Source organism: Companilactobacillus sp. RD055328 (genome assembly GCF_022835675.1).
Lineage (GTDB): Bacteria > Bacillota > Bacilli > Lactobacillales > Lactobacillaceae > BQUT01.
Map to the genome: position 1 here is coordinate 136,686 of NZ_BQUT01000005.1, position 13,176 is coordinate 149,861.

General features: G+C 34.0%; 8 protein-coding genes and 1 pseudogene. All 9 read left to right on the top strand.

Annotated elements, in window-relative coordinates; translation table 11 throughout:
* Nucleotides 1–6: 6 nt before the first annotated feature.
* The 9 genes and pseudogenes from RD055328_RS02865 to infB all read left to right on the top strand — a co-directional run bounded on the left by RD055328_RS02865 (nt 7) and on the right by infB (nt 13,176).
* Nucleotides 7–816 (top strand): phosphatidate cytidylyltransferase, encoded by an 810-nt coding sequence (locus RD055328_RS02865; protein WP_244087305.1) that lies wholly within the window; start codon nt 7–9, stop codon nt 814–816.
* A 19-nt stretch (nt 817–835) separates the two neighbouring features.
* Nucleotides 836–2,101 (top strand): RIP metalloprotease RseP, encoded by a 1,266-nt coding sequence (gene rseP / locus RD055328_RS02870; protein WP_244087306.1) that lies wholly within the window; start codon nt 836–838, stop codon nt 2,099–2,101.
* A gap of 19 nt (nt 2,102–2,120) precedes the next feature.
* Entirely contained in the window at nt 2,121–3,818 is a 1,698-nt protein-coding gene (locus RD055328_RS02875; protein WP_244087307.1) for a proline--tRNA ligase, read from the top strand.
* A 79-nt stretch (nt 3,819–3,897) separates the two neighbouring features.
* Complete coding sequence (locus RD055328_RS02880; RefSeq protein ID WP_244087308.1) at nt 3,898–8,202, top strand: PolC-type DNA polymerase III; 4,305 nt, start codon at nt 3,898–3,900, stop codon at nt 8,200–8,202.
* 123 nt (nt 8,203–8,325) lie between these two features.
* The gene (gene rimP / locus RD055328_RS02885; RefSeq protein ID WP_244087309.1) at nt 8,326–8,793 is read left to right on the top strand and encodes a ribosome maturation factor RimP; all 468 of its coding nucleotides are present in this window, start codon (nt 8,326–8,328) and stop codon (nt 8,791–8,793) included.
* Between the two features lie 14 nt (nt 8,794–8,807).
* Nucleotides 8,808–9,875, top strand: a pseudogene (gene nusA, locus RD055328_RS02890) (transcription termination factor NusA); the annotation flags it as partial.
* Nucleotides 9,876–9,903: 28 nt separating this feature from the next.
* The gene (rnpM, locus tag RD055328_RS02895; protein ID WP_244088127.1) at nt 9,904–10,215 is read left to right on the top strand and encodes an RNase P modulator RnpM; all 312 of its coding nucleotides are present in this window, start codon (nt 9,904–9,906) and stop codon (nt 10,213–10,215) included.
* Entirely contained in the window at nt 10,212–10,511 is a 300-nt protein-coding gene (locus RD055328_RS02900; RefSeq protein ID WP_244087310.1) for a ribosomal L7Ae/L30e/S12e/Gadd45 family protein, read from the top strand. The genes rnpM and RD055328_RS02900 overlap by 4 nt, the downstream gene beginning before the upstream one ends.
* Before the next feature lie 13 nt (nt 10,512–10,524).
* Nucleotides 10,525–13,176 (top strand): translation initiation factor IF-2, encoded by a 2,652-nt coding sequence (gene infB / locus RD055328_RS02905; RefSeq protein WP_244087311.1) that lies wholly within the window; start codon nt 10,525–10,527, stop codon nt 13,174–13,176.

A 13,176-nucleotide genomic window follows, 5' to 3' on the forward strand; every position in this document is an offset into this window, starting at 1 on the left:
AGTATTATGAAACAAAGAATTATTACTGCTGTAGTTGCGTTAGCCATTTTTATACCGATTCTAATTATGGGAGGTATTTGGATTGATGTTGCCGCTACGGCTTTGGCGTGTATAGGTATTTCAGAAGTATATATCATGAGAAAGAGAATTATTGTTTCTCCTGATTTCTTTTTAACGCTGATTGGTGTAATAGCAATTGCTGTTCCTAAGAGTTTTTATAATGGGTGGTTACCTGAATCAATTACACAAATAAATATCTTCTATTCAATTACTATTTTATTATTACTTTGGACTGTTATTAGTAAGAATAAATTTAGTTTTGAAGATGCAGGAGTATCTGCAATTTCCATGATTTATATTGGAACTGGATTCCATTATCTAGCTGCAATTCGTAATACTGGAAGCACATATGTTGAAAATGGTTTCTATTTATTAATGTTTGCTCTATTGATCGTCTGGATAACAGATAGTGGTGCTTATTTCATGGGTAAAGCTTTTGGTAAGCATAAATTGAATCCTTATATAAGTCCTAATAAGACATGGGAAGGCTCAATTGGGGGAACGGTAATTGCCGTTGTAGTAGCATCTATTTATGCATATTTCTTATTGCCTGAATATAATATTTATTTCATAGTTATCGTCGCTATTATTTGTTCTATTGCAGGACAACTTGGAGATTTATTAGAATCAGCATATAAACGTTTTTATAAAGTGAAAGACTCAGGTAAGATTTTACCAGGACACGGTGGAATATTAGACCGTTTCGACAGCATGTTAATTGTTTTACCATTAATTCACTTGCTTAGTTTAGTTTAATGAAAGTTTGGGGCAGTGTATGTTAGCAGTAGTTACTTTTATAATTGTTTTTGGAATATTAGTTATAGTCCATGAATTTGGACATTTCTATGCTGCCAAGAAATCAGGTATTTTAGTTCGCGAATTTTCAATCGGCATGGGTCCTAAGTTGATTCAAACAAGAAAAAACGGGACTACTTACACATTGAGACTATTGCCTTTAGGTGGATATGTCCGAATGGCGGGAACTCAAGATGATGATAACGAAATCAAACCAGGAACAACTGCCACAATTAGACTGAATGATAAAGGTATCATTAGTCGAATTGACTTGTCATCAAAGAATATTGATATAGATGGTATTCCAGTTCAAATAGTAAAAGCTGATTTGATTGATGATTTGACTATGACTGTTTTTGAAAATGGAGAAGAAGAGCAAGAAAAGAAATATTCTGTTGATCATGATGCAACTATTGTTGAAGAAGATGGAACTGAAATCTTAATTGCCCCTCGTGATGTTCATTTTCAATCCGCAACTTTGTGGAGAAGAATAGTTACTAACTTTGCAGGTCCATTTAATAATGTGATTTTATCAATTGTTTCCTTTATGATTGTTGCTTTTATGATGGGTGGAGTTCAAGACCTATCAAGTAACCAGGTTGGTGAAGTTCAAAAAGACACACCAGCATATTCAGCAGGAATTAGAGAAGGCGATAAAATTGTCGAAATTAATAATGAAAAAACTAAGACTTTTAAAGATATTCAATCTGAGATAAGTAAAGCAAAAGATAAATCTATATCGTTAACTGTTGCTCATAATAAAAATACTGAAACAATTAAAGTAACACCTAAAAAAGTAAACGGATCTGATTCTAAGATTATTGGAATTAAACCAAGTACTGATGATAGTTTTATGGCAAAAGTTAAGTATGGATTTATACAGCCATTTGCTATTGCAGCAATGATTTTAACGGTATTAGGTCATATGATTACTGGTGGATTCAGTTTGGACCAATTATCGGGTCCAGTTGGTATTTATTCATTAACTTCACAAGTTGCATCTCAAGGGGTAATAAGTGTAATTTCATTTATCGGTATGTTATCGATTAACCTAGGAATTATGAATCTTATACCTATACCTGCACTTGATGGTGGTAAGTTACTATTGAACTTTATAGAAGGTATTCGCGGAAAACCAATATCTGAAGAACGTGAAGGGATTATTAATCTAATCGGAGTTGTTATTCTTGTAGTATTAATGGTAGCCGTTACTTGGAACGATATTCAAAGATTTTTCATACATTAGATAGATAGAGGAAGATTTAATGAAACAATCAAAACTTTTTATTCCTACAACTAAAGAAGTTCCAGCTGATGCGGAAGCTCTAAGTCATCAAATGATGTTACGTGCTGGATATATTAAGCAAATCTCTGCTGGGGCATACGCTTATTTGCCTTTAGCTTGGAAAGTTGTTCAAAATATTCAAAATATCATTAGAGAAGAAATGGAAAAAATCGATGCAGTTGAAATGATTGTTCCGGCAATAATTCCTGCTGATTTGTGGAAAGAGTCTGGTCGTTATGATACTTATGGTGATACATTATTTACCTTGAATGATCGCCATGACCGTGAATTCATTATGGGACCAACTCATGAAGAAACAATGACATATATTGTTAAAGACGTGCTAAATAGTTATAAGAAACTACCTATCACTCTTTATCAAATGCAAGATAAATTCCGTGACGAAAATCGTCCTCGTTATGGACTACTTCGTGGACGTGAATTTCTTATGCAAGATGCATATGCTTTTACTTCAAATCAAGAACAATTAGATGAATCTTTTAACGATATGGAACAGGCTTACCGTAATATTTTTGATCGCGTTGGTCTTGATTATCGTGTAATTCTTGGTGATGCTGGTGCTATGGGTGGAAGTGATTCAAAAGAATTTTCTGCTCCTGCTGAGATTGGTGAAGATACAATCGTATATTCAAAAAATAGCGAATATGCGGCTAATATTGAAATGGCAGCTAGTCAATTTACTAATAATGAAAAAGAAGATGCAAAAGATTTACAAGAAGTTAATACTCCAGATGCTAAGTCAATAGCTGAAGTTTCAAAATATCTTGGTGTTAGCGAAACTAATATCATCAAATCAATGGCATTTATGGCTGATGATGAACCAATTATGGTTTTAATCAGAGGTGACTATGACGTTAATGATGTTAAATTAAAAAATCATTTAAATGCAGATAATTTACGTGAAGCTACCGAACAAGAAATTACTGATCAATTTAATTCTACACCTGGATTTATTGGTCCCGTGGGAACTGATGTTAAAGTGATTGCAGATTTAACCGTTGAAAACTTAAATAATGCTGTTGTTGGTGCTAATAAAACAGATATACATTTTATTAATGCTAATCTAGATCGTGATATTAAAGTTTCTGAATTTTCCGACTTTAGAACAGTTAAACAAGGCGAAGAAGCAATCGACGGCAGTGGTAAATTAGAATTTACTAAAGGTATTGAAATTGGTCATATATTTAAACTTGGAACTAAATATTCCAATAGTTTAGGTGCTAATTACTTGGATGAAAATGGTCGTCAACAACCAGTAATCATGGGATCATACGGAATAGGTATAAGTCGATTATTATCAGCGATTTGTGAACAGCAAGCTGATGAAAATGGATTGATTTGGAATAAACAAATTACTCCATACGATGTTCATGTTATTCCAGTTAATACAAAAAATGATGAACAAGTTCAATTAGCAAATGAAATAACATCTGAATTAGAAAATATGCATCTATCAGTATTAGTTGATGATCGTAAAGAACGTGCTGGAGTTAAGTTTGCTGAATCAGATTTAATTGGATTACCTATTAGAGTTACTGCAGGTAAACGTGCTAGTGAAGGAATCGTTGAAATAAAAGTACGCAAAACTGGTGAAGCTTATGAAGTTTCAAAAGACGAAGCTCCTAAGAAAGTCCAAGAATTATTAAATGAAATGTAAAATGGTCGATGGGTTCGGCCTTTTTTCATTTATCTTATTGAAGATATAATATAGTGAAACGTATTTATGAGGATATAAAATGACAGACAAGAATGAACTATTTCAAATTCTTCTTAAACAAATAAAAATTGATGAAGCAATTAAGGCCAATCCAGTCTTTGATAATGGTGCAATAAATTCAGTTGATGTCCACGAAAAGAGTCAATCGTGGACTATTAACTTTTCCTTTAATAGCGTGCTTCCTTTTGTCGATTTTCAAATGTTAAATGATGCATTAGTTCATTCTTTTAAAGATATTGCCGAAATAAAGATGAATATTACAACTAATAATTCTGTACTTACGCAAAAGAATGTAAGTGATTATTGGAAGTATGTTCTAAATCATTTGGATGTTTATTCACCTATTTTAATTGAATTACAGGCAGCTGATGGACCAAAATTAGAAAATGACCAATACTTTTTATCTGTACAAAATGAAGTAGTAAAAGGTTATTTGGAAGATGGTTTGTTATCAAATATTCAAACAAAATATAGTGAACTTGGTTTTCCTGATTTTTCAATACATGTCAGTGTGGATGAAACTAGAACTCAAGAAAAAATAGATGAGTTACATTCTAAAAATGATTTGGTAGAACAAAAATTACAAAGCCAGTTAGTAGAAGTCCAAAAGAAGAATGAAACTAAAAAAGTAGTTACAAAGAGTGGAAATACTAGTTTTGGTAAAAATATTTCTAGCAAAGAACCAATAACCCAAATGTCTGAAATATTTGAAGAAGAACGAGATGTTACAGTTCAAGGCTATATATTCGATGCTGATGTTAGGAAATTTAATACTGGAAGTAAACTATTAACTCTAAAAGTTACTGATTATTCTTCTTCATTTACAGTTAAAAAGTTTTCGAAAAAAACTGATGATGATGAAATTTTTTCGGAATGGAAAAAAGGTAAATGGGCTCGTTTCCACGGTAGTGTTGAAGAAGATCGCTTCACGCATGACTTAACGATTATGCCTAAGGATATGAATTTAATTACACATGAAGAGCGAAAAGATACTGCTGATGAAAAACGTGTAGAATTACATATTCATACCAATATGAGTCAGATGGATGCAATTGCTAGTTCAGAAGCCATTGTAAAAAGAGCTGCTGATTGGGGACATAAAGCTGTTGCTGTCACTGATCATGCTACTGCACAAGCTTTTCCTTTTGCTTATGGTGCTGGTCAAAAAAATGGTATAAAAATTCTTTATGGTGTTGAAATAAACCTGGTAGATGAAGGTAATCCAATTGCCTATAACTTGAGAGATGAAAACCTAAAGAATGCAGAGTACGTTATTTTTGATACTGAAACAACCGGATTATCTGCTGTTTATGACAGTATTATAGAAATTGGTGCCGTTAAAATGAAAGATGGTCAAGTTATTGATCGTTTTGATAAGTTCATTAATCCAGGTCATCCATTATCAGAAACCATTGTTAACTTAACAAGTATTACTGATGATATGTTAAGAGATGCTGATAATGAATCAGTTGTAATTAAAGAGTTTATGGACTTCGCCGGAAACGCTGCATTAGTTGGTCATAATGTTACTTTTGATATGGGATTCATGAATGCCACATTAAGACGAGCTGGAATGTCGTCATTAACAGTACCTGTAATTGATACTTTGGAAATTTCTCGTACAGTTCATTCTGAATATCGTAATCATAAGTTAGATACTTTGGCTAAAAAATATGATATTAAACTTGAACACCATCATCGTGCTGACTCTGATGCTGAAACTACCGGAATGGTTCTTTACAAGATGTTAGACGAAATGGAAGAACAATTCCAAACTACTAATATCAATCAATTGAATGACCATGTTGGTAATGAAGAGTCATATAAACAAGCTCGACCAAACCATGCAATGTTATTGGCGCAAACTCAAGACGGTTTAAAAAACATGTTTAAAATTGTCTCAAGTTCAATGATAGATTATTTCTATCGCGTGCCACGTGTTCCTCGTCGATTATTAGATAAATATCGTGAAGGGCTATTAGTTGGATCGGCTTGTGCGTCAGGTGAAGTCTTTGTTTCTATGATGCAAAAAGGTTACGAAGATGCATTAAGTAAGGCTGATTATTATGATTATATCGAGATTCAGCCAAAATCTGTTTATGAACCATTAGTTGCCTCAGAAATGATTGCAGGCGATGACGCATTGAAAGAGATTATGAATAACATTGTTAAATTAGGAGATGAGTTAAATAAACCAGTAGTAGCTACTGGTGATGTTCATTATCTTGACGAAAATGATTCTATCTATCGTGATATTGTTATTCATGCGGTTAAAAGTAATCCATTAATTCGTCAAAAGCTTCCTGATGCTCATTTCCGTACAACTGATGAAATGTTAGAAGAGTTTGCCTTTATGGGTGAAGAAATAGCGCATAAAATTGTTGTTACAAACTCTAATAAAATTGCTGATGAGATTAATGAGATATCTCCGGTTAAAGACAAATTGTATACACCTAATATGCCGGGGGCTGAACAAGAAATTGAAGAGCGTACTCTTAATAGAGCCCATGAATTATATGGTGAGAATTTGCCAGAAATTGTTCAGGCTAGAGTTGATAAAGAGTTAAAGAGTATTATTGGGAATGGATTCTCGGTTATCTATTTAATATCTCAACGTTTAGTTTTCAAATCTAATAAAGATGGATACTTGGTTGGTTCTCGAGGATCTGTAGGATCGAGTTTTGTTGCTACTATGACGGGAATTACTGAGGTTAATCCATTACCACCACATTATCGTTGTCCAGAATGCCATTATTCAGAATTCTTTACAAAAGGTGAATATGGTTCAGGTTATGACTTACCTGCTAAGAAATGTCCAGATTGTGGGGCAGAACTTGATAAAGATGGTCAAGATATTCCTTTTGAAACTTTCCTTGGTTTCAAAGGTGATAAGGTTCCTGATATTGATTTGAATTTCTCAGGTGACTACCAACCAGTTGCACATAATTACACCAAAGTTATGTTTGGTGAAGACCAAGTATTTCGTGCCGGAACAATAGGTACAATCGCTGATCGTACTGCCTTTGGTTACGTTAAGAACTATGAGGAAGTTACTGACCAAAAATTCCGTAGTACTGAAGTAGAACGTCTTGCAATGGGAGCAACAGGTGTTAAGAGAACAACAGGACAACATCCTGCTGGTATTCTAGTTGTTCCAGAAGATATGGATATTTATGACTTTACGCCAATTCAATATCCAGCTAATGATACTAGTGCTTCTTGGAAAACAACACATTTTGATTTCCATTCAATTCATGACAATATTTTGAAGTTAGATATTCTGGGGCATGATGATCCCACAATGATACGTATGTTACAAGATTTATCAGGTATTGATCCACAAACAATCCCTACAAATGACGAAGGTGTTATGAAACTATTTTCGGGAACCGAATCGTTAGGTGTTACTCCTGAACAAATTCAATCAAAAGTTGGGACACTAGGTGTTCCTGAATTTGGGACTCGCTTTGTCCGAGGAATGCTAGAGCAAACACATCCAACAACATATAATGAATTGTTACAGATTTCGGGTCTTTCTCATGGTACGGATGTATGGTTGGGAAATGCCGAAGAGCTTATCAAGAAGGGCGTTATTACCTTAAAAGATGTTATTGGGTGTCGTGATAATATCATGACTGACCTTATTCATTGGGGTATGGAATCTCAGACAGCCTTCCAAATAATGGAAAGTGTTCGTAAAGGTAAGGGAATAAAACCTGAATGGCAAGATGAAATGCGTGCTAATGATTTAGTTCCTGATTGGTACATTGATTCATGTATGAAGATTAAATATATGTTCCCTCGAGCTCATGCTACGGCATATGTTTTGATGGCGTTACGTATTGCGTATTTCAAAGTACATTATCCAATCTATTATTATTCAGCTTACTTTAGTGTACGTGCAGATGATTTTGATTTGATCGCCATGGCCAAAGGTAAAGATGCAGTCAAGAATTCTATGAGTGAAATCAATCAAAAAGGAATGGATGCATCTACTAAAGAGAAGAACTTACTTACTGTTCTAGAAATTGCTAATGAATGTTTAGAGCGAGGATTTACTATTAAGATGGTTGATCTAAATGAATCTGAAGCATTTGAATTTAAAATTGTTGATGACAACACCTTATTAGCTCCATTTATTGCAATTCCAGGATTGGGAGAAAATGTTGCTAAACAGATTGTTGCCGCACGTGAAGAACGTTACTTCTTATCAAAAGAAGATTTAGCAAGTCGAGGAGGAGTTTCAAAAACAACGATTGAATATTTAACAAATAATCATGTTGTAGATGATCTTCCTGATGAAAACCAGTTATCACTATTTTAATTGCAAATTAAAGTTAGATATTGTATAATTACATATAGTTTATAGGGTTTATTAAACGAGTGAGCAGAGATGCTCGCTCTTTTTATTGAATAAATTCGATAACCATAATATTGGAGGTTTAACTTGGATAACATCACTCAAAAAATTGAAGAATTATTACTCCCAATTCTTAAGGAAAAAGATTTTTATCTTGTTGACTTAGAATTTGTAAAAGAAGGAGCTGACTACTATTTACGTGCATACATTGATAAAGATGGTGGAATTGATATTGATGAATGTGTATATGTTAGTGAGAAATTAAGTGAAATCTTGGATGTTGATGATCCAATTGAACAAGCTTACATTTTGGAAGTATCTTCTCCAGGCGCTGAACGTCCTCTTAAATCAGATGAAGATTTAAAAAATGCAATTGGCGAATATATTCATGTTTCGCTTTATCAAAAGGTTGAAGGGGCTAAGATTTATGAAGGTCATTTAACTGAATTTAATGATGAAAAACTTGAATTAGATTACAAAGTTAAAAATATTAAAAAACATATTACTTTACCAAGAGATATCGTGGCATCAACACGATTGGCTATTGAATTTTAGAAGGGAAACAAGACATGAGTAAAGAAATGGTTGACGCGTTAGATGCGTTAGAAAAAGAAAAAGGCGTTAAAAAAGAAGTTGTTATAGAAGCTTTAGAAGCAGCTTTAGCTGCAGCATATAAGCGTAACTACGGACAAGCTGAAAACGTGGTTGTTGATTTTGATAACAAAAAAGGTAACATTCACGTATATGCTGAGAAACAAGTAGTTGAAGAAGTAGCAGATGATAGATTAGAAGTTTCATTATCTGAAGCAACTGAAATTAACAGAGGTTATGAATTAGGTGATCATGTTAAGTTTGAAGTAACTCCTAAAGATTTTGGTCGTATTGCAGCACAAACTGCTAAGCAAGTAATTATGCAACGTGTTCGTGAAGCTGAACGTAGCAATATCTATGATGAATATTCACAATATGAAGGTGAAATCATGCAAGGTATCGTTCAACGTGTTGATAATAAGTTTGTTTATGTTAACTTTGGTCGTATTGAATCTGTAATGGGAAAATCAGATCAAATGCCTAATGAAACTTATAATCCACAAGACAGAATAAAGGTTTATGTTTCTAAAGTAGAAAATACTACTAAAGGCCCTCAAGTGTTTGTTTCAAGAACTGATCCAGGACTTGTTAAACGTTTATTTGAACAAGAAGTTCCTGAAATCTTTGATGGCACTGTTGAGATAGTTTCAATTGCTAGAGAAGCAGGGGATCGTACAAAAATTGCAGTGAAGTCTGACAATGAAAATATTGATCCAGTTGGAACTTGTGTTGGACCTAAAGGAACACGAGTACAAGCAGTTGTTGATAATTTAGATGGTGAAAACATCGATATTGTTAAGTACGAAGATGATGCATCAGATTACATTGCTAATGCGTTAAATCCAGCTGAAGTAATTGCTGTACAATTTGAAGAAGATGATGATAAGAAGTGTCTAGTAATCGTACCTGACTATCACTTATCATTAGCAATTGGTAAACGTGGACAAAATGCTCGTTTAGCTGCTAAATTGACAGGTTATAGAATTGATATTAAACCAGAATCAGACGTTGAATTCGTTTCAGACGATGATTTTGAAGAAGAAGAATAAAAAAGTTATTTGAGAGGAGTACATGATGGTCAAGCAAAGAAAAGTACCAATGAGAAAAGATTTGCTAACTAATGAAATGTTTCCTAAAAAACAAATGGTTCGCATCGTAAAAAATAAAGAAGGCCAAATAGCTATTGATCCAACTGGTAAAATGCCCGGACGTGGTGCGTATGTTGGACTTGACCCTCAAGCTGTTAAGAAAGCTAAAGATAAAAATACTATCGAAAAAGCATTTCAAGTTGCGGTTGCTCCGGAATTTTATGATGAATTATTCGACTATGTTGATCATCAACAAGCCAGAATGGAACTATTTGGAGATATTGGTAAAAAACATTGAACAAACAACAAGTTATTAATTTTTTAGGAATTGCGACCAGAGCAAAAAAGACAATTACTGGTACTGAATTAGTCGGTAATGCAATTGCAAGTGGTAAAACTAGGTTAGTTCTAGTGTCAAAAGATATTAGTGAAAGATCATTAAAAGATATAACAAATAAAACTAATTACTATCAAGTAAAAATGTATCAAGTTTTAGATGATGAAGAAATTGAGCAAGCTACTGGAAAAAGTCGTAAGATGATAGCAATAGTGGACAATGGAATGGCAAAGAAATTTGATGAATTAATTAATTAAGGAGTGTGAATGTATGGCTAAAAAAAGAATTTATACTATCGCAAAAGAATTAGACGTCGACAATAAAGTTGTTGTTGATGCAGCAATGAAATTAGGATTAGATATTAAGAATCATATGTCAGGCGTTGATGAAACTGGGGAAGCAAAAATTCTTAGTGAACTAAAGAAAGAAAAAAGTTCAACTACTAAAAAAGAAGCAAAACCGGTTAAGTCTGAAGATAAAAAACCTGAAGTTAAATCAGAAGAAAAACAAACTTCTAAAAAAACTACAGGTGATGATTCTCATAAGACTAAAATCAAAGTAACAGCAATTAGACGTCCAGAAGGCTCAAAACGTCCTGGTACTCAAAATAATAGACCGGGAACACAAAATAACAGACCAAATAATCAAAATAATCGTCCTGGTACTCAAAATAATAGACCAAGAAACAATAATAATGCCAATGGTCATGCTAATAATGGTAACAGCCAAACTAGAAACAATAATTACAATAACCAAAGAAATAATACAGCGGCACCAACACCTAGATCTGGTGGTGTAGGAGCTAAGCATTTGGCTGCATTTAAAGAACATCAAATAAAAGAAACAAATAATTCATCAAACCGCCGTCCTAATAATAACAACGCTAACAATAATAAGCGTCCAACTAATACTAATAACACTTCACGCATTAATAATAAGGTGGAAAGTAGACCAACAACTACTCCAAAAACTCCAATTAGTTCAGAGCCAATTCCAGTAAGTGAAAAGAAAACAAATACTCATGAAGTAAAACGTGACTTTAATAAACGTAATCTTGCTAATCCATTTGGATCACGTAAGAAGAAGAAAAACAAGAAACGTCAACAGCAGCAACAAAATCAACAACCTAAAAAAGAAATGCCACAAAGAAAAGATCGTCCATTGCCAGAGACACTTGTTTATACAGTGGGAATGAATGCACAAGATCTTGGTAAAATTCTGCATAGAGAACCTTCAGAAATTGTGAAGAAACTCTTCATGCTAGGTGTTATGGTTACTCAAAATCAATCTCTTGATAAAGATACTATCGAGTTGATTGCTGAAGATTATGAAATTAAATCTGAAGAAAAAGTACAAGAAGATATTGCTAATATCGATACTTATTTCGATGAAGAAGAAGTTAACCAAGATGCTCTTACATCACGTCCTCCAGTAGTTACTATCATGGGACATGTTGACCATGGTAAGACTACACTTCTTGATAACTTGCGTAAGTCACATGTTACTGACGGTGAAGCCGGTGGTATTACACAACATATCGGTGCTTATCAAGCTAAACTACATGATAGATTAATTACATTCTTAGATACACCTGGACATGCTGCCTTTAGTAATATGCGTGCTCGTGGTGCTGATGTTACTGATATTGTTATCCTTGTTGTGGCCGCTGATGATGGAGTTATGCCTCAAACAATTGAAGCTATTAACCATGCAAAGGCTGCAGGTGATCCAATTATTGTTGCTGTCAACAAGATGGATAAGGAAGGCGCAAATCCACAACACGTTACTGAACAATTGATGGAATATGAACTGATTCCTGAAAGTTATGGTGGAGATACAATTTTCGTTAACATTTCTGCTAAACAAGGTACAGGTGTTGAAGAACTTCTTGAAATGATCTTACTTCAAGCTGATGTTCTTGAACTAGAGGCTGATCCAACACGTAAAGCTATTGGTACTGTAATTGAAGCTCGTCTTGATAAAGGACGTGGTACAGTTGCTTCACTTCTTATTCAACAAGGTACTCTACACGTAGGAGATCCTATTGTTGTTGGTAATACTTTCGGTCGTGTCAGAACAATGACTAATGATCGTGGCAAAACGGTCAAAGAAGCTGGTCCATCAATGCCAGTTGAAATTACAGGTTTAAATGATGTTCCAGAAGCTGCTGATCGTTTTGTAGTATTAGAAGATGAAAAGACAGCTCGTGCGGCCGGTGAAGAACGTGCTAAACGTGCATTGGTTGAAGAAAGAAAACGTACTAACACAGTTACTCTTGATAATTTATTCGATACAATGAAAGAAGGAGAACTTAAGAACGTTGATGTTATTATCAAAGCTGACGTTCAAGGTTCTGTGGAAGCATTAGCTGGAAGTTTGAAGAAGATTGAAGTTGAAGGCGTTCGAGTTAATATTATTCATCAAGCCGTTGGTGCAATTAACGAAAGTGATATTACTCTTGCTACTGCAAGTAATGCTATCGTTATTGGATTTAATGTTCGTCCTACACCACGTGCTAAGGCAGAAGCTGAAGATGAAAATGTAGATATTCGTTTACATCGTGTTATCTATAATGCAATTGATGAAATTGAGTTAGCTATGAAAGGTATGTTGGAACCTGTCTTTGAAGAAAAAGTTACAGGTACACTTACAGTTCGTGAAACTTACAACGTTTCAAAAATTGGTACAATTGCTGGATGTATCGTTGATAATGGTGTTATTACTCGTGATTCTGGTGTACGTTTGATTCGTGATGGTATCGTTGTTTATGAAGGTAAACTTGCTTCACTTAAACGTTTCAAAGATGATGTTAAAGAAGTTGGTACTGGTAACGAATGTGGTATCACTATCGAGAAATTTAATGATATTAAGATTGATGATCAAATTGAAGCATATGTTATGGAAGAAGTTCCTGTTCAATAA

What these genes read in the sequence shown, in the direction of transcription:
- RD055328_RS02875 (WP_244087307.1), top strand. Translation starts at nt 2,121, where the DNA reads ATGAAACAATCAAAACTTTTTATTCCTACAACTAAAGAAGTTCCAGCT.
- rseP (WP_244087306.1), top strand. Translation starts at nt 836, where the DNA reads ATGTTAGCAGTAGTTACTTTTATAATTGTTTTTGGAATATTAGTTATA.
- rnpM (WP_244088127.1), top strand. Translation starts at nt 9,904, where the DNA reads ATGGTCAAGCAAAGAAAAGTACCAATGAGAAAAGATTTGCTAACTAAT.
- RD055328_RS02865 (WP_244087305.1), top strand. Translation starts at nt 7, where the DNA reads ATGAAACAAAGAATTATTACTGCTGTAGTTGCGTTAGCCATTTTTATA.
- RD055328_RS02880 (WP_244087308.1), top strand. Translation starts at nt 3,898, where the DNA reads ATGACAGACAAGAATGAACTATTTCAAATTCTTCTTAAACAAATAAAA.
- infB (WP_244087311.1), top strand. Translation starts at nt 10,525, where the DNA reads ATGGCTAAAAAAAGAATTTATACTATCGCAAAAGAATTAGACGTCGAC.